General features: G+C 73.3%; 23 protein-coding genes. 10 read left to right on the forward strand and 13 right to left on the reverse strand.

Translation table 11 applies throughout. The features are described 5' to 3' along the window. The first annotated feature begins 168 nt into the window (after positions 1-168). Positions 169-1,122, forward strand: a complete 954-nt coding sequence (locus HDG68_RS13850; protein ID WP_172153074.1) for a zinc-binding dehydrogenase — start codon at positions 169-171, stop codon at positions 1,120-1,122. A gap of 35 nt (positions 1,123-1,157) precedes the next feature. On the opposite strand, the gene HDG68_RS13855 is transcribed toward HDG68_RS13850, so the two are convergent. The 3 genes from HDG68_RS13855 to HDG68_RS13865 form a co-directional block, all read right to left on the reverse strand. Next, positions 1,158-1,439, reverse strand: coding sequence for a DUF1876 domain-containing protein (locus HDG68_RS13855; RefSeq protein WP_172153076.1), 282 nt, complete (start codon positions 1,437-1,439; stop codon positions 1,158-1,160). 125 nt (positions 1,440-1,564) lie between these two features. Next, positions 1,565-2,029 (reverse strand): NAD(P)/FAD-dependent oxidoreductase, encoded by a 465-nt coding sequence (locus tag HDG68_RS13860; protein ID WP_172153078.1) that lies wholly within the window; start codon positions 2,027-2,029, stop codon positions 1,565-1,567. A 66-nt stretch (positions 2,030-2,095) separates the two neighbouring features. After that, positions 2,096-2,761 carry an NAD(P)/FAD-dependent oxidoreductase gene (locus tag HDG68_RS13865; protein ID WP_172153080.1) on the reverse strand — a complete coding sequence of 222 codons (666 nt, stop codon included), beginning with the start codon at positions 2,759-2,761 and terminating at the stop codon, positions 2,096-2,098. Between the two features lie 357 nt (positions 2,762-3,118). Here HDG68_RS13865 and murA point away from each other — a divergent pair, with 357 nt between their 5' ends. The 5 genes from murA to HDG68_RS13890 all read left to right on the forward strand — a co-directional run bounded on the left by murA (position 3,119) and on the right by HDG68_RS13890 (position 7,859). After that, a complete protein-coding gene (gene murA / locus HDG68_RS13870; protein WP_172153082.1) occupies positions 3,119-4,435 on the forward strand; it encodes a UDP-N-acetylglucosamine 1-carboxyvinyltransferase in 1,317 nt (438 codons plus the stop codon). Positions 4,436-4,522: 87 nt separating this feature from the next. Continuing rightward, entirely contained in the window at positions 4,523-5,311 is a 789-nt protein-coding gene (locus tag HDG68_RS13875) for a hypothetical protein (protein ID WP_172153084.1), read from the forward strand. Next, entirely contained in the window at positions 5,311-6,015 is a 705-nt protein-coding gene (locus HDG68_RS13880; protein ID WP_172153086.1) for a class F sortase, read from the forward strand. The genes HDG68_RS13875 and HDG68_RS13880 overlap by 1 nt, the downstream gene beginning before the upstream one ends. A gap of 84 nt (positions 6,016-6,099) precedes the next feature. Next, positions 6,100-6,855 (forward strand): lysophospholipid acyltransferase family protein, encoded by a 756-nt coding sequence (locus HDG68_RS13885; RefSeq protein WP_343037588.1) that lies wholly within the window; start codon positions 6,100-6,102, stop codon positions 6,853-6,855. 5 nt (positions 6,856-6,860) lie between these two features. Further along, a complete protein-coding gene (locus HDG68_RS13890; protein ID WP_172153237.1) occupies positions 6,861-7,859 on the forward strand; it encodes an NAD(P)H-dependent glycerol-3-phosphate dehydrogenase in 999 nt (332 codons plus the stop codon). 13 nt (positions 7,860-7,872) lie between these two features. Here HDG68_RS13890 and HDG68_RS13895 read toward each other — a convergent pair whose 3' ends face one another. The 5 genes from HDG68_RS13895 to HDG68_RS13915 form a co-directional block, all read right to left on the reverse strand. After that, complete coding sequence (locus HDG68_RS13895) at positions 7,873-8,559, reverse strand: AMIN-like domain-containing (lipo)protein (RefSeq protein ID WP_172153090.1); 687 nt, start codon at positions 8,557-8,559, stop codon at positions 7,873-7,875. Between the two features lie 47 nt (positions 8,560-8,606). Beyond that, positions 8,607-9,752, reverse strand: coding sequence for a trans-sulfuration enzyme family protein (locus HDG68_RS13900; protein ID WP_172153092.1), 1,146 nt, complete (start codon positions 9,750-9,752; stop codon positions 8,607-8,609). Between the two features lie 9 nt (positions 9,753-9,761). Further along, entirely contained in the window at positions 9,762-11,279 is a 1,518-nt protein-coding gene (locus tag HDG68_RS13905; RefSeq protein WP_172153094.1) for a pyridoxal phosphate-dependent decarboxylase family protein, read from the reverse strand. Beyond that, positions 11,276-12,706, reverse strand: a complete 1,431-nt coding sequence (locus HDG68_RS13910; RefSeq protein WP_172153096.1) for an MFS transporter — start codon at positions 12,704-12,706, stop codon at positions 11,276-11,278. The genes HDG68_RS13905 and HDG68_RS13910 overlap by 4 nt, the downstream gene beginning before the upstream one ends. 61 nt (positions 12,707-12,767) lie before the next feature. Continuing rightward, entirely contained in the window at positions 12,768-13,457 is a 690-nt protein-coding gene (locus HDG68_RS13915; protein WP_172153098.1) for a DUF4386 domain-containing protein, read from the reverse strand. Positions 13,458-13,542: 85 nt separating this feature from the next. Between HDG68_RS13915 and HDG68_RS13920 the strand changes: the two genes are divergently transcribed. After that, on the forward strand, positions 13,543-14,226 hold the full coding sequence (locus HDG68_RS13920; RefSeq protein ID WP_172153100.1) for a TetR/AcrR family transcriptional regulator: 684 nt from the start codon (positions 13,543-13,545) through the stop codon (positions 14,224-14,226). A 154-nt stretch (positions 14,227-14,380) separates the two neighbouring features. On the opposite strand, the gene HDG68_RS13925 is transcribed toward HDG68_RS13920, so the two are convergent. Beyond that, complete coding sequence (locus tag HDG68_RS13925) at positions 14,381-15,532, reverse strand: acyl-CoA dehydrogenase family protein (protein ID WP_172153102.1); 1,152 nt, start codon at positions 15,530-15,532, stop codon at positions 14,381-14,383. Positions 15,533-15,667: 135 nt separating this feature from the next. Between HDG68_RS13925 and HDG68_RS13930 the strand changes: the two genes are divergently transcribed. Together HDG68_RS13930 and HDG68_RS13935 are read left to right on the forward strand one after the other, a co-directional pair. Further along, positions 15,668-17,248: an AMP-binding protein gene (locus tag HDG68_RS13930; protein ID WP_172153104.1), complete on the forward strand. Its 1,581-nt coding sequence runs from the start codon at positions 15,668-15,670 to the stop codon at positions 17,246-17,248. A gap of 54 nt (positions 17,249-17,302) precedes the next feature. Beyond that, positions 17,303-18,439 (forward strand): D-alanine--D-alanine ligase family protein, encoded by a 1,137-nt coding sequence (locus HDG68_RS13935; RefSeq protein ID WP_172153106.1) that lies wholly within the window; start codon positions 17,303-17,305, stop codon positions 18,437-18,439. A gap of 1 nt (position 18,440) precedes the next feature. Here the strand turns inward: HDG68_RS13935 and HDG68_RS13940 are convergent, their stop codons facing one another. Both HDG68_RS13940 and HDG68_RS13945 read right to left on the reverse strand, forming a co-directional pair. Next, the gene (locus tag HDG68_RS13940; RefSeq protein ID WP_172153108.1) at positions 18,441-18,866 is read right to left on the reverse strand and encodes a VOC family protein; all 426 of its coding nucleotides are present in this window, start codon (positions 18,864-18,866) and stop codon (positions 18,441-18,443) included. Between the two features lie 37 nt (positions 18,867-18,903). Continuing rightward, entirely contained in the window at positions 18,904-19,371 is a 468-nt protein-coding gene (locus HDG68_RS13945) for a DUF3515 family protein (protein ID WP_172153110.1), read from the reverse strand. Positions 19,372-19,423: 52 nt separating this feature from the next. Between HDG68_RS13945 and HDG68_RS13950 the strand changes: the two genes are divergently transcribed. Beyond that, positions 19,424-20,458 carry a thiamine-phosphate kinase gene (locus HDG68_RS13950; RefSeq protein WP_343037589.1) on the forward strand — a complete coding sequence of 345 codons (1,035 nt, stop codon included), beginning with the start codon at positions 19,424-19,426 and terminating at the stop codon, positions 20,456-20,458. A gap of 69 nt (positions 20,459-20,527) precedes the next feature. Here the strand turns inward: HDG68_RS13950 and HDG68_RS13955 are convergent, their stop codons facing one another. Both HDG68_RS13955 and rpmB read right to left on the reverse strand, forming a co-directional pair. Beyond that, complete coding sequence (locus HDG68_RS13955; RefSeq protein ID WP_172153112.1) at positions 20,528-21,055, reverse strand: GNAT family N-acetyltransferase; 528 nt, start codon at positions 21,053-21,055, stop codon at positions 20,528-20,530. Between the two features lie 162 nt (positions 21,056-21,217). Beyond that, entirely contained in the window at positions 21,218-21,409 is a 192-nt protein-coding gene (gene rpmB / locus HDG68_RS13960; protein WP_013839215.1) for a 50S ribosomal protein L28, read from the reverse strand. Between the last annotated feature and the right edge of the window lie 46 nt (positions 21,410-21,455).

Below are 21,455 nucleotides of genomic sequence, written 5' to 3' on the forward strand. Positions count from 1 at the left end.
CCGCGTCCGTGCGGGCACCGGTGCGGTGCCCGTCCTGGTTCGATCATGCCTACCGGCCCGTGCCCGCGTCCCGGGCCGGAGGTCCCGCGGTCGAGGGACCTTCGGCCCGCCGCCCCGGTACCGTGGCGACATCCCGTCGTCAGGGCGGAAGGAGTGCAGGTGCGAGCGGTGATCCAACCCGTCTACGGGCCACCCGACGTCGTACGTGTCGACGAGGTGCCCGAACCTGTCGCGGCGGACGACCAGGTCCTGATCGAGGTGCGGGCCGTGTCGTTGAACGGCTCGGACCGGGAGAACCTCGCCGGTCGGCCGGCGTACGCCCGCATCGCCGGGCTCCGCCGTCCCCGGAACCCGGTGCCCGGGTCGGACGTGGCCGGGGTCGTGGTCGCCGCCGGGCCGGAGGTGACCGCGTTCGCCCCCGGGGACGAGGTCTTCGGCGAGCTGCCGGGCTACCGGGGCGGGTTGGCGGAGCGCGTCGCGGTGCGGCCGACCACCCTGGTCCGCAAGCCCGCCGGGCTCACGTTCGTCGAGGCCGCCGCGATCCCGCAGTCCGGCTGCATCGCGCTGCGTGCCACCCGCGGACTGAGCGGTGAGCCCGGTGCACGGGTCCTGGTCAACGGCGCGGGCGGCGCCGGCGGCGCGTTGCTCGTGGGCCTGGCGCGCCACCACGGCGCCGAGGTGACCGCCGTCGACCGGCGTGACAAGGCCGACCACCTGCGTCGCCTCGGCGCCGACCAGGTCGTGGCCCACGAGGACGAGGACTGGGCGGACCATCACGACCGCTACGACCTGGTCGTGGACCTGATCGGACGGCGGTCGCCGTGGCGCGTGGGTCGAGCGCTGCGCCGTGGCGGCCGCTACCGGATGGTGGGCGGGCGCACCGATCTGCTGCTCGCCATGGTCATGGTCGGCCCGCTGGTGGGGCGGGCCACCGGTCGGAGCATCGGCATGCTGGTGGTCCCGCAGTCGGCAGCCGACCTCGCCGAGGTCACCAGCCTGGTGACCGGCGGCGCCGTCCGGCCGGCGATCGACCGCATCGTCCCGCTCGACGACGTCCCGGCGGCGTTCCGCCGGCTCGCGACCGGCGACAACTCGGGCAAGATCGTCGTCGAGATCGGCTGAGCCCGAGGCGTCGAGTCGCCCCGGCCACCGGTGCGTCAGGCGTGCAGGTGCACCGGATGGTGCTCGATCGCGGCGATGTCTTCCGACGTCGCTGCCAGCAGCCGATCGGCCAGGTCGCGCAGCGCACGCGATGCGGCGAGCTCCAGACCGATCTCGGGCACGGACGGGTCCTGGGGGTTGCGGCGTGCGTGGCCGTGCCCTTCCAGCGTCGCCCCCTCGGCCGTGGTGAGCACCGCGTGGGCCGAGGTGCGCCGGCCCTCGCGCACCAGGTCGTCGGCGTCGAAGAACTGGAGGGCGATCTTCCAGGTGTGGGTCATGGCGATCCTCCTGCCCGTGCGGCCGACGGGCGGTGGGTCGTCCGTCGGTGCTCCGATCCTGCCCGACGCGCTCGCTGCCGTCACGGGTCGGAGGTCCCGTCCTCCCGGGACCTCCGGCCCGGCTGTCATGGCAGCTTGACCCTGCCGGCCCTCATCTTGGCCAGGGAGTACTTCTCGAAGCCGATCTTGAACGCGTGGTTCTGCGGTCCTGGCACCATGACCGCAGCCTTGCGCGGAGGCAGCATGTGGTCGGCGACCATGGCCACGCCGTTGTTCCCGGCGTCCATGACGCACAGGGCGGGGATCTTGGCGAACTCCTTGGCGGCCGTCGGCTCCTCGCCGCGCACCTGGGCGACGATGTTCTCGGCGGCGATGTGCGCCTGCTGCTCGCTCGGGAAACCGGTCTTGGGGATGCCGGTCGCGACCTGGGTCGTCCAGGGCACCGGGACGGCGGCGGCGATGCCGACGGCGTACACGTCGTCCCACTTCTCGGACTGGTAGGTCGGGCGGACCTTCACGTAGTTCCCGGCGTCGACCAGTTCCGGGGTCCTGACGAGGAAGTCCTGCCCTCGGAAGGGCGGGACGATCATGGCGAACTTGTACGGCAGCTCACGCCCATCGGACAGCACGACGACCTCGGGCTTGATCTCCGCGATCTACTGGTTCGACTCGACGGTGATGCCCTCCTTCTTGGCGAACATCTTCATCAGCGGCTTCGCCCCGGGCATGCCGTCGATGCCGAAGTGGCCGGCGAACGGCTCGGAGGTGACGTAGGTCAGCTTGACCTTGCCGTGCAAGCCGGCCCGACGCAGCTGGTACGAGGTGTTGAACAGGAACTCGTACGCGGCGCCGAAGCAGCTCGCGCGCTGCGTGGCACCGATGACGACGTCACCCGGGTCGTCGAGGAACCGGCGCCAGGCGTCGTAGGTGCGTTCGGCGTCGTGCAGCGTGGTGATCGTCGGGGTGTCGCGCATGCCCGGGACGACGTCGAGGTCGTTGCGGTACCCGGTCGCGATCACGAGGTAGTCGTAGTCGAGCGTCCCCTCGGTGGTCTCCACGCGGTGGTGCTCCGGGTCGACGAACGTCGCCGCGCCGTGGACGAACGTCACACCCCGCTTGGTGAACGTCGGCTCCAGCGGGAACGTGATGTCCGTGCGACCTCGCCGGCCGAACGGCAGCCAGATCAGCGACGGGTTGAACACGAAGCGGTCGGAGGCCGACACGACCGTGACCGCGACCTCGCCGCCCAGGTCGGACTTGATGGACAGGGCGGCCGTCATCCCTGCGAAGCTGCCGCCGAGAACCAGGACACGAGCAGTCATGATCGGCTCCTTCATCGTGGATCTCCCCGTGCTGACAGCCTACTCCAGAAACCCCCGGGGGTATTTGCTGCGATCGGTTTCACCCGTTGCCGGGTCCGGGCTGCCGACGCCGTCCGGTCTCGGCGGGCATCACGATCCGGCTCCCGTCGGCGTGCCCCCGCGCGAGTCCGCGCCGAGCGCGTGAAGGTGTGGTGAACGTGAATAACGCGGCAGTGCCGGATGTTGGCACCAGCGCTGTCCGAGGGGCAGGATCGTTCCCGCTGCGCGCGATCGATGTGCGGCGAGGCCCCCGGGCAGCTATGCCGGCGACGCCACCGCGCCGCCGGTCCTCGTGAGGACAGGACGAATCGACGAGTCATGACTGATCTGCTGTACGTCAACGGCGGGACGCCGCTGGAGGGCACCATCACGGTGCGTGGAGCGAAGAACTTCGTGTCCAAGGCGATGGTGGCGTCCCTGCTCGGAGACTCGGCGTCCGTGCTGCGCAACGTGCCGCAGATCCGTGACGTCGGTGTCGTGTCCGGGCTGCTCGAGCTGCACGGCGTGAACGTCAAGTACGACCCCGAGGCCGGCATCCTCGACCTGGACCCCTCGAACGTCGAGTCCGCGCACGTGGCGGACATCGACGCCCACGCCGGGTCGAGCCGCATCCCGATCCTGTTCTGCGGCCCGCTGCTGCACCGCCTGGGCGAGGCGTTCATCCCCGACCTGGGCGGATGCCGGATCGGCGACCGGCCGATCAACTACCACCTGGACATCCTGCGCCAGTTCGGTGCCGTGGTGGACAAGCGCCCCAACGGCATCCACCTGCGCGCCCCGCGGCGCCTGCAGGGCACCAAGGTCGACCTGCCCTACCCCTCCGTGGGGGCCACCGAGCAGCTCCTGCTCACGGCCGTGCGGGCCGAGGGCATCACGGAGCTCACCGGTGCGGCCACCGAGCCGGAGATCATGGACCTGATCGCCGTGCTGCAGAAGATGGGCGCGATCATCTCGGTGGACACCGACCGCGTCATCCGCATCGAGGGCGTCGACCGGCTCGACGGTTACGCGCACACCGCGCTGGGGGACCGCATCGAGGCGGCCTCCTGGGCGTCGGCGGCGCTGGCGACCGGGGGTGACGTGACCATCAAGGGTGCCTCGCAGCCCGAGATGATGACGTTCCTGAACACCTACCGCAAGGTCGGGGGGCTGTTCGACGTCCAGGACGACGGCATCCGGTTCTGGCACCCCGGCGGCGACCTGCGCTCGATCGTGCTCGAGACGGACGTGCACCCCGGGTTCATGACCGACTGGCAGCAGCCCCTCGTGGTCGCGCTCACGCAGGCGACCGGGCTGTCGATCGTCCACGAGACGGTGTACGAGAACCGCTTCGGCTTCACCGAGGCGCTGCGCAAGATGGGCGCGACGATCCAGGTCTACAAGGAGTGCCTGGGCGGTGGGAACTGCCGGTTCGGGCAGCGCAACTTCCACCACAGCGCCGTCGTGTCCGGACCCACCACGCTGGAGGCCGCGGACATCGAGGTGCCGGACCTGCGGGGCGGGTTCTCCCACCTCATCGCGGCCCTGACCGCCAAGGGCACCTCCACGGTGCGCGGCATCTCCCTGATCGACCGTGGCTACGAGGCCTTCGGGGAGAAGCTCGAGGCCCTCGGCGCCGACGTCTCCCGGGACTGATCCGATCCGGGACCCATCCGCCCCCTGATCGTCTCCGAACCCTCGATGGGTCGCGAACGTCGCGACCCGTCGAGGAAGGGAACGATCATGAAGGCACGTACCCGCGCCGCGCTCGTCGCACCCGCGCTGTCCCTCGCCGGCCTGCTCGCCGTCACGGGGTCCGCGTCCGCCGCCGAGGGCACCGCCTCGGGCGACCTGACCCCGGTCCCGCTGAACGGCGTCGACGGCAGCGGTGACGCGATGGTCTGGGTGGACGGGACCACCCTCACCGTCGAGTTCGCCGCGTCCGGCCTCCTGGCCGGCAGCCCGCACGCCGCACACCTGCACTACGGCGAGGACGCCGCGAACCAGTGCCCGACCGAGGCCGACGACGCCGACGGCTCCGGCACCATCACCACGACCGAGGGCGTGCCGTCCTACGGTTCGGTGCAGGTGTCGCTGACCACCGAGGGGGACACGTCGGGCGACTCGGCCCTGGCCGTGGACCGCTTCGACACCGCCGAGGGCGGCACCATCGACTACCAGCGCGGCGAGATCGAGGTCTCCCAGGACATCGCGGACGACGTGCTCGCCGGTGACGTCGCGCTCGTCGTGCACGGCGTCGACTACGACGGCAGCGGCGCCTACGACGGCGACACCGAGTCCGACTTGGACCCGTCGCTGCCTGCCGAGGCCACGGACCCGGCGCTGTGCGGCATCCTGAGCGCCGGGCAGATGGACGAGATGCCCGCGGGCGGCGTCCAGACCGGTACCGGCAGCACCGCCGGGACGGAGAACGCCGGGCTGATCGCCGGTGGCGGTGTCGCGCTGCTCGCCGGTGGCGGGCTTGCCGCAGGCCTGGTCGCCCGTCGTCGCCGCGCCGACCAGGAGTCCTGATGTCCGTCCGACGACCGGCCGTCGTCCTCGCCGCCGGGCTGCTGCTCGGCGGCGGGGCGGCGGTCGCCGTCGGGCTCGGTTCCGACGGTCCCGCGCCCGCGCCCGCACCGGTGGCGGAGTCGACGGTGGCGCCCCAAGGAGTTCCGGCACCGACCGCGGACCCGGGCGCGCCGCCCGAGCCTGCGGAGCCGAGCCCGACAGCGACGCCGAGCCCGACGGCGGAACCCGAGCCGGAGGCCGCCACCGAGGCCGAGGCCGTGGCCCCGCCCCAGCGGGTCCGCATCCCCGCCATCGACGTCGACTCGCGGCTGCTCCACCTGGGGCTGAACGACGACGGCACGATCGAGGTGCCTGCCGGGAAGGACATCGACCGGGCCGCCTGGTTCGACGGTTCGCCCCGGCCCGGGCAGGACGGTCCGGCCGTCGTCGAGGGTCACGTCGACAGCCCGAACGGCGCCTCGGTGTTCTACCGGCTGTCCGAGCTGGAACCTGGGCAGGAGGTGCACGTCGACCGGCGCGACGGCACGACCGTGACGTTCGTCGTCGACCGCGTCGAGCAGTACGCCAAGGACGAGTTCCCCACCCGGCAGGTCTACGCCAACACCGACGGACCCGAGCTGCGGGTCATCACGTGCGGTGGCGACTGGGACCCGAGCGTCGGGCACTACGAGGACAACACGGTCGTGTACGCGCACGCGGCGTGATGCCGGCGCGATACCGGCGTGATGCCGGCTCGGTGCAGCCCGCACGATGCCGGCACGCGCCGTCGGGCAGGTAGGCTCCGGGGCGTGCCCATCGCCAGACCGGAGTCGCGGCTGTACCGCCTGATCGCGAAGATCGTCCGCCCCCTGATGTTCTCGATGTGCCGCTACGAGTGGAGCGGCGCCGAGAACCTGCCCGCCCAGGGCGGCTTCATCGCCGCGGCCAACCACGCCACGGAGATGGACGCCCTGACGTTCGTGCACTACCTGTTCGACCAGGGGTACGAGCCCCGCGTCCTGGCCAAGCGCAGCCTCTTCGACGCGCCCGTCGTGGGCACGGTCCTGCGCGGCACGAAGATGATCCCCGTCGACCGGGGCGGAGCCGCGGCCGCGGCCTCCCTGGAGCGGGCCGGGCGCGAGCTCGGCGACGGGGCCTGCGTGGCGATCTTCCCCGAGGGCACCCTGACGCGGGACCCCGACCTGTGGCCGATGGAGCCCAAGACCGGTCTGGCGCGCGTGGCCCTCGCCAGCCGCCTGCCGGTGGTGCCCGTCGCCCAGTGGGGCGTCACCGAGCTGCTGCCCCGCTACGGCAAGCTGCCCCGGCCCTGGCCGCGCAAGCGGATCCGGGTGCACGCGGGCGCGCCGGTCGACCTGTCCGACCTGTACGACCGACCGATCGACTCGACCACGCTGCGGGAGGCGATGGACCGCGTGATGGACGCCCTGACGCGAGAGGTGGCGGCGCTGCGCGGCGAAGAGCCGCCCGCGCACCGCTTCGACCTGCGCAAGCACCCGGAGTACGAGGCGAGACAGCGGGAGTACCCCCCGGTGGAGCGACCGTGAGCGGGCTGCGCGCGGCCGTCCTCGGGTCCGGCTCCTGGGGGACGACCTTCGCCGCGGTGATGGCCGACGCCGGCTGCGACGTGACGCTGTGGGGTCGCGACGAGTCCGTCGTGCGCGACGTCGCCGAGAAGCGCCGCAACAGCAAGTACCTGCCCGACGTCGTGCTGCCCGAGATGGCGGCGACCACGGACGCGGCGGACGCCCTCGCCGGCGCGCGCGTCGTCGTCGTCGCCATCCCGTCCCAGGTGGCTCGCGGGACCCTCGAGGCGCTGCGCCCGCACCTGGAGCCGGACGCCGTCGTCGTCTCGCTCATGAAGGGCGTCGAGCTGAGCACCGACAAGCGGATGAGCCAGGTCGTGGCCGAGGCCCTGCAGATCTCGGAGGGCCGGGTCGCCGTCGTGTCCGGGCCCAACCTCGCCAAGGAGATCGCCGAGCGTCAGCCCACCGCGACCGTCGTGGCGTGCTCCGACGAGGCGAACGCCCGGCTGGTCGCCGACGCCTGCTCGAACACCTACTTCCGCCCCTACACCAACAGCGACGTCGTCGGTGTCGAGCTGTGCGGTGCGGTGAAGAACATCATCGCGCTCGCGGTGGGCATGGCCCACGGGCGCGGCTTCGGGTGGAACACCACCGCGACGGTGATCACCCGCGGGCTGGTGGAGATCACCCGGCTGGGCCGCGCCCTCGGGGCGGACGCCGAGACGTTCTCGGGGCTCGCAGGGATGGGCGACCTGGTCGCGACGTGCGCCTCCCCGCTGTCCCGCAACCACACGCTGGGCAAGCACGTCGGGCAGGGCATGACCCTGGACGAGGCGCTCGAGGCGACCGGCACCACGGCCGAGGGCGTCAAGTCGTCCCGGTCGGTGCTGGAGCTGGCCGAGAAGCACGGCGTCGACATGCCGATCACGGCCGGGGTGGTCGCCGTCCTGCACGGCAGCCTGTCCGTGGAGGACATGGCCCGTGCGCTGCTCGCCCGCCCGCAGAAGGCGGAGAGCACGTCCTGACCCCGGCGGGGCCTCAGTGCCCGACGTCGACCACGACGCGGGCCGGGTCCTCGAGCGCGAACACGCGGAACGGTCGCGGCTCGCCGTCGACACCCACGAACGCCGTCGTGATCCCCTCGAACACGAAGCGGTAGACCACCTGGTCCACCGACGTGCCCGGACCGTCGACCGGGTCGCCGGAGTACTCGGTGACCCCCGAGTCCATCGGCATCGCCGTCCCCGTGATCGCGACCTGCAGGACGGCGTCGCCGTCGACCTCGACCGGGTTCCCGCTGCCGTCGTCGAGCGCCTCGTCGACGTACTCGACGCGCCACCCCGGGGTTCCCTCGCCGTCCAGGTCGAAGACGACCCGGTCGTAGCCGTCGTGGGCCCCCACCCGCACGTCGGTGACGGTGAGCATCGCGCTCCCGCCGGGTTCCGCGGTGGCCTGCCCGGTGCCGCCCTCGAACGGCTCCTCCGGTTCGTCGCCGGGACTCGGGGAGGCCGACTCGCTCGTGGCGGCTCCGTCGCCCGAGCCCTCGTCGGTGGGCTCCGTCGGCTCTGTGGGCTCGGAGGTCGCGGTCTCGCCCGCCGTCGCGTCGTCGTCACCGGTGCCGCCGCCGTAGCCGGGCAGGTCGGCGTCCCCGCACGCCCCGACGAGGAGCACGGTGGCCAGGGCGGCCGCGGCGGTCGCGGTCCGACGGCGGGGCTGGGTGCGCATGGGACCTCCGGGTCTCGGGGACGGCGGTCGTCGCCGCTGCCTCGAGCCTATGCTGCGTCCAGGGCGGCGGCCAGGTCGGCCCACAGGTCCTCGACGTCCTCCACGCCCACGGACAGTCGCAGCAGGTCCTCCGGCACCGTGGGTGACTCCGTGGCGAAGCGGCGTCGCCGCTCCAGCATGGACTCGACGCCGCCGAGGGAGGTCGCCGGCAGCCAGAGCCGCACGGCGGCCACCACGGCGTCGGCTGCGGCCGGACCACCCACGGGCCGCACCCCGACGATCGCCCCGAAGTGCGCCATCTGCGCCGTCGCCCGCCGGTGGCCCGGGTCGTGCGGTAGGGAGGGGTGGCGCACCTCGGCCACGGCCGGGTGGGCGTCCAGGCGCCGCGCGAGCTCCGCCGCGTTGGCCGCGGCCCGCTCGACACGCAGGTGCAGCGTGCGCAGGCCCCGCAGCGCCAGGTACACCTCCAGGGGGCCGGCGATCGCGCCGTGCAGGGTCCGGTAGGCCTGGATCCGGTCCGCGATCGCGTCGTCGGACGTCACCACGGCACCGAGCACGACGTCGGAGTGCCCGGCCAGGTACTTGGTCACCGAGTGCACGACGACGTCGGCGCCCAGCTCGAGGGGTCGCTGCCCGAGCGGGGTGGCGAAGGTGTTGTCCACCACGGACGTCACGCCGCGCTCGCGGGCGGCGGTGAGGATCGCCGGCAGGTCGGCCACCTCGAGCATCGGGTTGGTGGGGGACTCGGCGAGCAGCAGGTCGGCGCCGTCCAGGGCGGCGAGGACGGCGTCGGTGTCGGCCACGTCCACGCGCCGCACCTCGACGTTGTGCCGGCGGGCGAGGTCGTCCAGGTACCCGAGCGAGACCTGGTACGCGTGCCGGGGCACGACGACGGTCCCGCCGGGGGGCACGTCGCCGAGGGCCGCGGCGATCGCGGCCATGCCGGAGCCCAGCACCACCGCGTGCGTCCCGTGCTCCAGCGCCGCCAGGGTCTCCTCGAAGGGCACCCAGGTCTCGTTGCCGGCCCGGGCGTACAGCAGCTCGTCGCCGGGTATCCCCTGGGACACGTAGGTGGAGCTGAGGACGACGGGCGGGTTGACCGGCCTGCCCTGGACCCGCGGCGGGCGTCCGGCGGTGACGGCGACGGTGTCCGGGTGCAGGGCGGGGCGGGGCGTCGGGTCTGGCTGCTGCATGGCAGCAGACTACGGGCGCGGTTCGACCAACCGTGCCAGGAGCTCGACCAGCAGACGTTCGGCGACGGGTGCCGGCAGGGCCTCCACGGCTGCGAGCAGCGGCGCCATCGCCCCGACGCCCGGCCCGTCCTCGCCGATCCGCGAGGCGTCGAGGCCGATCGCCGCGAGCAGCCCTGCGGCGGTGTCGCTGTCGATCGGCGCCCCGTCGGGTGCACCCGACGGTTCCGTGAGCCCCGTGAGCCCGGTGAGCGACGCCGGGTCGAGCAGCGCGGCGGCCTCGGGGCGGGGCTCGCCGCGCACGGTGTCGGCGGCGGCCCGCAGGGCGGGCACGAGCTCGTCGAGCACCTGCTCGGTGACGGGGGTGACGGTCAGGTGGGTGGTGTGGGGCAGGGTGGTGCCGTCGGCCTGGGCGAAGGCGGGCTGGGCCTGCAGCACCCAGCCGTGGGCGGTCGTCGCGTCCGCCCACCGGTGCGGGTCCACCCGACGGTGCGGGGCGACGTCGTCGTCGGTCGCCACGGCCAGCAGAGGGCCGACGGGGTCGCCCACGACGCGCAGGCCGTCGATCTCCTCGATGGCCTGCCGCAGCGCGAGGGTGGCGCGGCGGGCCCGTCCGGCGAGCTCGGCGAACCCGTCGCGGCCCAGCGCCTGCGTGATGGCCCAGGCGGCGGCTAGCGGGCCGCCGGATCGGGAACCGAGCAGGGTCGGGTTGACGACCGGGTACCCGGGCCAGCGGGTGGTGGCGAAGTACTGGCCGCGCTGCCGGTCGCGACCTCGCTGCAGCAGCACCGAGACGCCCTTGGGGGCGTACCCGTACTTGTGCAGGTCGACGCTGAGGCTGGTCACGCCGGGGACGCGCAGGTCCCAGGCGGGCAGGTCGGGCCAGAACGGCAGGGCCATGCCGCCGATGCAGGCGTCGACGTGCACGGGCACGCCGTGCGCGGCGGCGGCCGAGGCGACGTCCGCGACGGGGTCGAGCGCGGCGTGCGGGTATGCCGGCGCGGAGACGACGGCGAGCGCGACGTCGTCGCCGAGCCGTGCGACCAGGTCGTCGGCCGCGACGGCGCCGTCCTGGCCGACGGGGACCGGGTCGAGCTCGAGGCCGAAGTAGTGCGCCGCCTTCTGGAAGGCAGCGTGCGCGGTGGTCGGCAGGACCAGTCGGGGTCGCGCGCTGCCCGGCGCGAGGCCGCGGGCGGCGAGCCAGGCGTCGCGGGCCGTCTTGACGGCGAGCAGGCAGCTCTCGGTGCCTCCGGAGGTCACGGTGCCGACCACCGTGCCGTCCCCGCCCAGCAGGTCGCGGGTGAAGGCCACCAGGTCGCGTTCCAGCGCGGCGACGGAGCCGAACGTGGTGGGGTCCAGCCCGTTGACGGGCTGCATGGCGCGGACCGCGGCGGCGGCGAGCTCGTCGAGCTCCGGTTCGCCGGAGTCGTAGACGTAGCTGAGCACGTGCCCGCCGTGGGTGGGGGCGTCCTGGGCGCGCAGGGCGTCGAGCCGGTCCAGGACGACGTCGGGCGGGGTGGTCAGCTTCATGCGGGGTGCTCCTCGGGCTCGGTGGCGGACGGTGCCGCGTCGATGTCGGTCCGGCGCAGCGGGTAGCGGCGCAGGGTGGCCAGGCTGACGGCGACGAGGGCGGCGGGCAGCACCGAGAAGGCGAGCGTGATGCCGAGCACCGCCGCCTCGGGCTGGACGACGACGACGTCGGCGCGCGACTCCAGGTACCCGGTGGCGGCCAGCACGCCGGCCAGCACGGCGGTGCCGAGCCCGAAACCGGTGGTCTCGCCGGCGGTCCACATCCCGGAGAACGTGCCCGCCCGCCCCGGACCGCGGCGCGCCGCGTCGTCGCTGACGACGTCGGGCAGCATCGCCATGGGCAGGGACTGCAGGCCCGCGTAGGCGGCGCCGGCGACTCCGACGACGACGTAGACCCACGCACCGGGTGCCCAGTACATCGCCACCAGGGCCGCGGCCGCCAGGGTGAACAGACCGGAGGCGAGCGCGAACGACCGCTCCTTGCCGATGCGGCGGGCCAGGCGGCCCCACAGCGGGGCGAAGACGACCGCGGGGCCGACCAGCGCGGCGAACAGGAAGGTGACGGCGCCCTCGTCGCCGAGCACCCAGGTGGCCACGTACTGCGCGCCGGCCAGCATGGTCCCGGTGGCCAGGGCCTGCAGGACGAACGTGCCCAGCAGCGCGCGGAACGCCGGGCTGGTGCGCAGCGCGTCGATCCCGGCGCGATAGTGTTGGCGCGCGGTCGGGGTGGGGCCCGCCGGTGCCCGGTCCGGTGCCCGGTCCGGTGCCAGGTCCGGTGCCCGGCCCGACCCGGCCTGGGCACCGTGACGCGCGCCGCGCCGTCGTGCCTCGACGCCGGCGGCGACCAGCAGCGAGGCGCCGAGGACGAGCCCGGCGACCGCGGCCATGAGCAGGTACCCGGCGAGCTCGTCCGGGACCGCGCCCCGCAGGGCGGGCGCGCCCCCGCCGAAGGCGAGGATCGACACGGTCAGGACCACGACGCGGGCCGTCAGGAGCCGGGTGCGTTCGTCGTAGCCGGGCGTCAGCTCGGCCGGCAGGGCGATGTAGGGGACCTGGAACAGGCTGAACGCCGTCGCCGCGCAGAGGAAGGCGACCAGGACCCAGGCGGCCCCGGCCGCGGACCCGAACGACGGCGGGACGGCGAACGTCAGCAGGAAGAACACCGGGAGCAGCACACCACCGGCCACCATGAGGCGGCGGCGCGACCCGCGGCGGGCGCGCTCGCGGTCGCTGGCGGCGCCGATCAGCGGGTCCACGACCACGTCCCACACCTTCGCCAGGGTGACGATCGCGCCGGCCGCCAGGGCCGCGACGCCGAGGGTGTCGGTGAGGTAGTAGACCAGCACCAGGCCGGGCAGGGTGCCGAACCCGCCCGTGCCGACCGAGCCGACGGCGTAGCGGGCGACGGTGCCCCTGCTCAGACTCATGCGGGGGATCCTACGAGACGGGCGCGGCCCGTCACGCCCGTGTCTCCCTGCTTCCGAGGCCTCAGGCGCGAACGGACCCCGCCGCGACGACGTCGCTCGCGCGGCCGGGGCGGAGGCCGACCCAGAGGAGCAGCCCGATCATCCACAGCTCGCCGACGGTGGCGGGCAGCACGAGGAGCTCGGCGAGCACGCCTGCGTCGGGGGCCATGACGACGACGAAGGTCTGCAGCAGGTACCCGGCGCCGCCGACCAGGAGGAACCACCCGAGCGCGCGGGGCATGCCCGCGCGCAGGGCGAGCAGACCCATCGGGATCAGCCACAGGCCGAAGAAGGCGGAGCCGGCGCCCCAGAAGCTGTCCGAGAGCTCGTACATCAGCTGCGGGGTGGCGGTGTCGCCGGCCAGGGCGCGGTCGAGCGCGGTGCCGAGCGCTGCCGTGCTGCCGAGGATCGCGACGGCGTTCATCATGCCCAGGGCGCCGACCGCGGTCGCCGAGAAAGGGTCCACCGGGCGGAAGAGCCGCACGAACCACAGGGCCGCCAGGGCCTGGCTCACCACGACGGCGAGCTCCAGGGTGATGCCGACGCGTGCCAGCACCTCGTGGTCGACGAGCTGGGCGGCGGTGGCCGCGGCGTCCGTCGGGTCGAAGAGCTGCGGGCGGACGAGCAGGAAACCGGCCATGCCGGTGATCCCCAGTGCCAGGTACAGCAGGCCGGTGGTGCGGGCGACCGGGCGTGCGATGCGTTGGTCCATCATGGTTCCTCCGGGCGGATGTCTCGTCTTACGGCGTAAGGCAACCATACGGCGTAAGGTTGATGGAGGGAAGAGAGGGCGGCAGATGGTGTCGAACGGGCTCAGTCGCGGTCGGGTGCTCGAGGCCGGCGTGGCGCTCGCGGACGAGCAGGGCCTGGCGGCGGTGACCATGCGAGGAGTGGCGGCACGCCTCGGTGTCGAGGCCATGTCGCTCTACCATCACCTGCCCGGCAAGAAGGACGAGCTGCTCGACGGCCTCGTCGACGTCGTCGCCGCCCAGATCCATGCCGGGCTGGCCGACCGGCCCGACGGCGACGACTGGCGGTTCGACGTGCGGAGCCGCTGTCTCGTGGCCCGCGACGTCGTCCTGGGTCACCCCTGGCTCCCCGGGCTGCTCGGCAGCCGGGCGCAGATCCGACCCGGCATCTACCAGCTCTACGACGGCGTGCTCGGCGCCATGGTCCGGGGCGGGTGCACCTACCGCCTCGCCCACCGCGCCATGCATGCCCTCGGCAGCATGGTGCTCGGGTTCACGCCCGAGCTGTTCAGCCCCGAGGCCGGCGACGAGGACGCCTCCGCCGATGCCCTCGAGGCCATGGCACGCACGCTGCCGCACATCACGGCCATGGTCGCCGCCGAGCTGCACGACCCCGCCGACCCGACGCTCGGCTGGTGCGATAGCCAGACCGAGTTCGAGTTCACCCTCGACCTGCTGCTCGACGGGCTCGAGCGTCAGCGGCTGGCCGAGGATGCCTCCCTGCGTCCCTGACGCGAGGTCGTACCTCCCGCTCTGCGGTCGTACCCTCCGCGTACGACCTGGGCGCCGAAGGTACGACCTCGCGGATCGGGCTCGCGAGCTCGCTCCGGCTCGGTCCGCTGTGCCGAGGGTCTGACCGTGCCTGCGCTCGCGAGCTCGCTCCGGCTCAGTCCTCCAAGGGACCGAGGAGCGACTGCGCCACCTGCGAGTGCGCGGACTCGTCGTCGCTCGGATGGAAGATCCCGGCCAGCACGTCCCGGTACAGCCGGCCCAGCTCGGAGCGGTTGAAGTACGTCGACCCGCCCGAGCAGCGGATCGCCTCGTCGACCACCTGGCGGGCCGTCTCGGTGGCGCGGACCTTGAGGCCCGACGTCGCGCGGAACCAGCCGGCGCCGCGGTCCTCGCGGGCGTCGATCCCACCGGCGATCTGGTCGATCTGGGGCCAGATCCCGTCCTGCGCGAGCGCCGCCGTGGCGATCCGCCACCGGATGTCCGGGTCCTGGGAGTACGCCTTGCCGGTCTTCATCGAGGTGCGCCGGCCCACGGTCTCCACGGCGAGCGCCAGGGCCCGGTCGGCGATGCCCGCGTACACGGAGGCCAGCAGGATCTCGAAGCTCGTGAAGATGCCGAGGACGTACGGGTCGAGGCTGGGTCCGGGCGCGATGCGTCGCATGACGCGCGACGCGGGCGCGTGCGCGCCGTCGAGCAGCGTGGTGCACGACTGCGAGGCGCGCATGCCGATCGTGTCCCAGTCGTCGAGGATCTGGTAGCCGCCGCCGTCGCGGGTGACGAACGCGTGCACGATGCGCGGGTCGTCGGGGTCGGTGGTCGAGTCCAGTCCCATGACGCCGAGGCGCGTCCAGCCGGGGGAGTTGGACGTGAAGATCTTGCGGCCGTGGAACGTGTAGCCGCCCTCGCCGTCGGGCCGGGCCTCGGTGCGCGAGCCGAGCAGCACCAGGTCGTTGCCCGCCTCGGAGTAGCCGAACCCGAAGATCTCGCCGGCGGCTGCCTCCGCGAGCAGCCAGTCGAGCGTGTCGTCGCCGCGCTCGTGCAGGTAGCGCGCGACGCCGGTCCACACGTGATGCATGTTGACGGCCAGCGCGGTGGCGGGTGCGGCACCGGCGAGCGCCGCCTGGTCGTGGCACACCTCGCGCAGGGTCAGTCCCGCGCCGCCCATCGACGTCGGGACGAGCGCGCCGAGATATCCGGCGGCGCGCAGGTCGGCGAGATCGTCGGTGAAGTACGAGTTCTCCCGGTCGTGGATGCCGGCGCGGCCGCGGATCGTGGCGAGCAGGTCGGCGGAGAGCAGCGTCGTCATGGTCCGAGTCAAGCACGGACGGCGGACCCGTCGGGAGGCGTGCCCCGACGTCGGGCATACCGTCCGGTCGGTTCTGTCGGCTAGGGTGGACGCAGAAGCGGTCGACGAGGACCGCGTCGGAGAAAGGAGCCACCGTTGGTCATCCGCAGCCCCCACGCTGACGTCGACATCCCCGACGTCAGCCTGTATGACTTCCTGTTCGCGCCGCTGTCCGAGGACGACCTGGACGAGGTCGCCGTCGTCGACGGCCCGAGCGGGGCCACCACCACCTACGGCGAGCTGCGCGGGCAGGTCGACGCCATCGCCGGCGCCATCAGCGCCCGCGGCTATGAGGTGGGCGACGTCGTCGCCCTGCACAGCCCGAACGTTCCCGCCTTCGTCAGCGTCTTCCACGGCCTGCTGCGCGCCGGCATCACCGTCACCACGATCAACGCCCTCGCCTCGGGGACCGAGGTGGGCAAGCAGCTCGCCGCGTCCGGGGCCAAGGGGCTGATCACCGTCTCGCCGCTGCTCGCGCAGGCCGCGGAGGGCGCCGAGGCGGCGGGCCTGCCGCCGGAGGCCGTCGTCGTCATGGACGGCGCCGACGGTTACGCGAACCTGCGCGACCTCCTCACGTCCGGCGCACCCGCACCGGAGGTCTCCTTCGACCCTGCCACCCACCTGGCGGTGCTGCCCTACTCCTCGGGGACCACCGGGTTGCCCAAGGGTGTGATGCTCACGCACCGCAACCTCGTCGCGAACGTGCTGCAGGCCGAGCCGTACATCCCCCTGACGCGCGACGACGTCATCCCGGCCGTGCTGCCGTTCTTCCACATCTACGGCATGACGGTGCTGATGAACGGGGCGATCTATCAGAAGTCGTCCGTCGTCACGATGCCGCGCTTCGACCTGCCCGAGTACCTGCGCATCATCGCCGAGCATCGCGCCACCGTGCTGTTCGTCGCCCCGCCCATCGCGCTCGCGGTCGCGAAACACCCGCTCGCCCTCGAGGCGGACCTGTCCAGCGTGCGGCTGATGATGTCGGGCGCCGCGCCCTTCGACGAGCAGCTCGCTGCGGCGGTCTCCCAGCGGCTCCCGCACGCCAGCGTCACGCAGGGCTACGGGATGAGCGAGATGTCGCCCGTCTCGCACACCATCCCCGTGGGCCGCGACGACATCTCGCCCGGATCCATCGGGCTCCTCATCCCGAACATGCAGGCCAAGATCGTCGATCCGGCCACGGGGGAGGAGATCGAGCAGCCCGGCGAGGGGATGAGCGCGCCCGGTGAGCTGATGTGCGCCGGGCCGAACATCATGGCCGGCTACCTCGGCAACGAGGCGGAGACCCGGGACACCATCACGGCCGACGGATTCCTGCACACCGGGGACATCGTCACCGTCGACGCCGACGGCGCGTTCTACGTCGTCGACCGGCTCAAGGAGCTCATCAAGTACAAGGGCTACCAGGTGCCGCCCGCCGAGCTCGAGGCGCTGCTGATCGCCCACCCGCAGATCGCCGACGCCGCCGTCATCGGGGTGGTCGACGACGAGGGCGAGGAGATCCCCAAGGCGTTCGTCGTCGCCGCCGACGGCGCCGAGCTCAGCGCGGACGACGTCATGGAGTACGTGGCCGCCAAGGTCGCCCCGTACAAGAAGGTCCGTGCTGTGCAGTTCACGCACGCCATCCCGAAGTCCGCGGCGGGCAAGATCCTGCGCAAGGAGCTGCGGGCGGCGTGAGACGTCCGACGGCGTCGCACCGGGGCGGGGGACGGGTCCGGTAGGGTCGGGCCGATGTCCGAGACCCAGTCCTCCGCCCCCGCGCGCAAGCCGCGCGTCGCCCTGCTGTTCGGCGGGCGGTCGGGCGAGCACGCCATCTCCGCCGCCACCGCCGCCGGGGTGCTCGGCGCCATCGACCGCGACGCCTACGACGTCGTCCCGATCGGGATCACCCGGGACGGGCGCTGGGTGCTGGCGGCCGACGACGCCGAGCGGTGGCGGATCACCGCCGGGCGGCTGCCCGAGGTCACCTCCGACGAGGGTGCCGAGGTGGTCCTGTCCCTGGCGGCCGGTGAGCGCACGCTGCGCACCCTGGAGCCGGGACAGGTGCCGCACGTGCTCGGCGAGGTCGACGTCGTCTTCCCGCTGCTGCACGGCCCGTTCGGCGAGGACGGCACCGTCCAGGGCCTGCTCGAGCTCGCCGACGTGCGGTACGTCGGCGCGGGCGTGCTCGCCTCCGCCGTCGGCATGGACAAGCACTTCATGAAGCTCGTGCTCGCCGGCCACGGCATCTCCGTGGGTCCGTTCGAGGTGATTCGGCCCCGTGACTGGGACGCCGACCCGGAGGCCTGCGTCGCACGCGTCGAGCACCTCGGGCTGCCCGTCTTCGTCAAGCCCGCCCGCGCCGGGTCCTCCCTCGGCATCACCCGCGTCGACGACCTCGCCGACCTGCCGGCCGCCGTCGAGGAGGCCCGCGAGCACGACCCCAAGGTGATCGTGGAGGCCGGCATCGACGGCCGCGAGATCGAGTGCGCCGTGCTGGGCGGCCGCGGGGGCGAGCGTCCCCGGGCTTCGCTGCCCGGCGAGATCGTCGTCGACGGCACGCACGACTTCTACGACTTCGAGGCCAAGTACCTCGACGAGGCGCACGTCGAGCTGGCCTGCCCCGCCGACCTGCCCGAGCCCGTCGTCAAGGAGATCCGCGAGCTCGCGGTACGCACCTTCGAGGCGGTCGAGGCCGAGGGGCTGTCCCGCGTCGACGTGTTCGTGACCCCCGAGCAGCAGGTCATCGTCAACGAGATCAACACCATGCCGGGCTTCACGCCGTTCTCGATGTACCCGCGCATGTGGGAGGCCTCCGGGACGAGCTATCCCGCGCTCGTCGACGAGCTCATCCAGCTCGCCCTCGAGCGGCCCACGGGCCTGCGCTGACTCACGCGCCGCCTCCCGGCGGCACCAGGAACTCGCTGAGCTCGCCGGGGGCGTGCGCGACCTCCCACCAGAAGCCGTTCGGGTCGGTGAAGTAGCCCGAGTAGCCGCCCCAGTCGCGCTCCGTGGCGGGCCGGACGTCCGCGCCGGCGCGGTGTGCGGCGTCCAGGACGGCGTCCACCGCCCCCGGAGAACCGACGTTGTGCGCCAGCGTGAGCGGGGGAGTCCCGCCACGGGTGACCGGCCCGATCTCCCGGGCGGCAGCACGCTCGTCCCACCACGACAGCACGAGACGCTCGCCCGTGCGGAACATCAGCACCTGGTCCGGGACGTCGAACAACGGCTCCCAACCGAGCCCGTCGACGTAGAAGCGTCGCGCGGCGCTCAGGTCCGCGACCACCAGGGTGATCAGGCTGACACGTGGGTCCATGCCGCGATCGTGCCACCGACCTCCGACAGCCGGGAGCTCACGTGCACTGGCGCGTCGCGGGGATCAGGTCGATCGCCGAGGTCAGGTCCACGATGAACGACGTCGAGTGGCCCTCGGTGACCGTCGGCGGGACCGTCACCTGGATCGCCGGCTCCCGTCCGTACGTGGTGAACCGCCAGGTCCCCTCCTCGTTCTCCTCGACCACCCAGTCCACGGTGCCGTTCGGCGAGTCGAAGCGCTGGCAGTCCGGGGAGGGCGGCGGCTGCTCGACGCCGCACCGCAGCGTGACCGCGGCCCCGCGGTCGCCCCAGGCCGCCGTCGCCTGCGCGGTGACCTTCGTGCGCTCGAGGTCGCCCGCAACGACGTCGGGCAGCGCCAGCATCACCGGGGCGCAGGCCGGGTCCGCGGCGTCGGCCGCCGGTTCCGTACCGATGGTCGGGGTGCAGGCCGCGAGCAGCGCGAGACACCCCAGGGCGAGCAGCGTGGCGAGGCGGCGGACGAGCACCCGCCTACGGTAACCGGCCCGCCCGGCCCGCCCGGCCCGCTAGGGTTCGGTCGTGACCGACCCCACCCTGCGCGTGCGCGACCTGGACGAGACCGAGCTCCTGGCACGCATCGTCCCGCTGCTCCCCTCCGGCGAGGGGATCGACGTCGGACCGGGCGACGACGCCGCCGTGGTGCGGGCCGCGGACGGGCGTTTCGTCGTGACCACCGACGTCCTCGTCGAGCGGCGGCACTTCCGCCGCGAGTGGTCCACCGGGTACGACGTCGGGCACCGCGCCGCCGTGCAGAACCTCGCGGACGTCGCCGCGATGGGCGCCCGGCCGACGTCGATGGTGGTCTCGCTGGTCATGCCCGACGACCTGCCCGTGCAGTGGGTGACGGACTTCGCGCGCGGGCTCGCCGACGCCGCCCCGCCGGCCGTCGTCGTCGGCGGGGACCTGTCCGGCGGGGACGTCGTCATGGTGTCCGTCACCGTGCACGGCGACCTCGAGGGCCGGGCGCCCGTGCTGCGCTCGGGAGCCCGGCCGGGCGACGTGCTCGCGCACGCCGGGACGCTCGGGGCCTCCGCCGCCGGGCTCGACCTGCTCACCAGCGGTGCGGCGTCGCCCGACGACGGCGCACCCGGCGTGTCGAACGCCCGCAGCCCGTTCGTGGCAGCCTTCCTGCGACCCGACTCCCCGGTGGCCGCCGGCCCCGCCGCCGCCCGGGCCGGCGCGACCGCCATGCTGGACGTGTCCGACGGCCTGCTGCGTGACGCGGGTCGGCTCGCCCTCGCCAGCGGCACCGACCTCGACCTCTCCGAGGGCGCTCTGATGCTCGACGTCACCGCACTCGTGCCGGCCGCGGTCGAGGTCGCGATGGCCACCGACGACCCCGACGGAGCCGGACGGGCCCGCACCTGGGTGCTGTCCGGCGGTGAGGACCACGGGCTGCTGGCGACGTTCCCCGCCGAGGTGGCCGACCGCGGGCTGCCCGACGGGTTCCGCGTCATCGGCGACGTGAGGACCCCCGGCGCCGCCGGGCCGCGGGTGCTCCTGGACGGTGAGGAGCCCGAGGCCGCGACCGGGTGGGACCACTTCCGTCCCTGAGGAGCAGCTTCGGGTCAGCGCTCGGGCTCGATGGTCGCGCTGCCCCTGCGCTCGCAGGCTCGCTCCGGGTCAGCGCTCGGGTGCCCGGACGAAGCGGACCTCCGTCACCGGCACCTCGGCGATCTCCTCGATGCGCTCGATCCCGTCGGGCTGGAACCCGTGGCGGCGGTAGAAGTGGTGGGCGCGCTCGTTCTCGGACAGGACCCACAGGGTCATCTGCACCTGCGGGGGCACGTCACCCAGGACCGTGCGCATCAGGTCGCGCGCGACCCCGCGGCCCCACGACTCCGGATCCAGGTAGATGGCGTACAGCTCCAGGCAGCCGTTCTCGGCGTCCTCGTCGCGCGAGGGACCGTAGCTGGCGAACCCGAGGGTCCGACCGTCCGCCTCGGCGACCAGCGTGGATCCACGCTGCGCCTCGAGGATCTCCTGCCACTGCCGGGTGCGGTCCTCGACGTCGAGGGAGTCCAGGTAGTCGGCCGGCAGGACGTGGGCGTAGGCGCCTCGCCACGACGTGAGGTGCACGCGGGCGATGGCAGCGGCGTCGGCCGTGGTGGCCGAACGGATGAGCACGTCGTTGTCGGTCTCCACCATCATGGGCCAAGCCTGCCACGCTGCCGCGACGTCGCCAAGAGGTATTGGTGAACACTTCACGAACCCTTTGCAGTAGGTCGTGGGGTGCACGACGGAAAGCCCGCCGGGACGGACCCGACGGGCTTCGCGTTCGAGACGCCCCCGGGATCAACCCGGGGGAGAGGCTCAGGCCTGGCGCTGGACCTTGCCGGCCTTGAGGCACGAGGTGCAGACGTTCACGCGCTTGGGGGTGCCCGCGACGACGGCACGCACGCGCTGGATGTTCGGGTTCCAGCGGCGCTTGGTGCGGATGTGGGAGTGCGAGATGCTGTGCCCGAAGCCCGGGCCCTTGCCGCAGACGTCGCAGTTGGCAGCCACGGTGTCTCCTGAATCGTCGTGCACGTCCCGCGCCAGGGCAGCAGGA

This window comes from Isoptericola chiayiensis (assembly GCF_013149805.1).
Lineage (GTDB): Bacteria > Actinomycetota > Actinomycetes > Actinomycetales > Cellulomonadaceae > Isoptericola > Isoptericola chiayiensis.

What these genes read in the sequence shown, in the direction of transcription:
- HDG68_RS13855 (WP_172153076.1), bottom strand. Translation starts at nt 1,439, where the DNA reads ATGACCCACACCTGGAAGATCGCCCTCCAGTTCTTCGACGCCGACGAC.
- HDG68_RS13860 (WP_172153078.1), bottom strand. Translation starts at nt 2,029, where the DNA reads ATGATCGTCCCGCCCTTCCGAGGGCAGGACTTCCTCGTCAGGACCCCG.
- HDG68_RS13865 (WP_172153080.1), bottom strand. Translation starts at nt 2,761, where the DNA reads ATGACTGCTCGTGTCCTGGTTCTCGGCGGCAGCTTCGCAGGGATGACG.
- murA (WP_172153082.1), top strand. Translation starts at nt 3,119, where the DNA reads ATGACTGATCTGCTGTACGTCAACGGCGGGACGCCGCTGGAGGGCACC.
- HDG68_RS13875 (WP_172153084.1), top strand. Translation starts at nt 4,523, where the DNA reads ATGAAGGCACGTACCCGCGCCGCGCTCGTCGCACCCGCGCTGTCCCTC.
- HDG68_RS13880 (WP_172153086.1), top strand. Translation starts at nt 5,311, where the DNA reads ATGTCCGTCCGACGACCGGCCGTCGTCCTCGCCGCCGGGCTGCTGCTC.
- HDG68_RS13895 (WP_172153090.1), bottom strand. Translation starts at nt 8,559, where the DNA reads ATGCGCACCCAGCCCCGCCGTCGGACCGCGACCGCCGCGGCCGCCCTG.
- HDG68_RS13900 (WP_172153092.1), bottom strand. Translation starts at nt 9,752, where the DNA reads ATGCAGCAGCCAGACCCGACGCCCCGCCCCGCCCTGCACCCGGACACC.
- HDG68_RS13905 (WP_172153094.1), bottom strand. Translation starts at nt 11,279, where the DNA reads ATGAAGCTGACCACCCCGCCCGACGTCGTCCTGGACCGGCTCGACGCC.
- HDG68_RS13910 (WP_172153096.1), bottom strand. Translation starts at nt 12,706, where the DNA reads ATGAGTCTGAGCAGGGGCACCGTCGCCCGCTACGCCGTCGGCTCGGTC.
- HDG68_RS13915 (WP_172153098.1), bottom strand. Translation starts at nt 13,457, where the DNA reads ATGGACCAACGCATCGCACGCCCGGTCGCCCGCACCACCGGCCTGCTG.
- HDG68_RS13920 (WP_172153100.1), top strand. Translation starts at nt 13,543, where the DNA reads ATGGTGTCGAACGGGCTCAGTCGCGGTCGGGTGCTCGAGGCCGGCGTG.
- HDG68_RS13925 (WP_172153102.1), bottom strand. Translation starts at nt 15,532, where the DNA reads ATGACGACGCTGCTCTCCGCCGACCTGCTCGCCACGATCCGCGGCCGC.
- HDG68_RS13935 (WP_172153106.1), top strand. Translation starts at nt 17,303, where the DNA reads ATGTCCGAGACCCAGTCCTCCGCCCCCGCGCGCAAGCCGCGCGTCGCC.
- HDG68_RS13940 (WP_172153108.1), bottom strand. Translation starts at nt 18,866, where the DNA reads ATGGACCCACGTGTCAGCCTGATCACCCTGGTGGTCGCGGACCTGAGC.
- HDG68_RS13955 (WP_172153112.1), bottom strand. Translation starts at nt 21,055, where the DNA reads ATGATGGTGGAGACCGACAACGACGTGCTCATCCGTTCGGCCACCACG.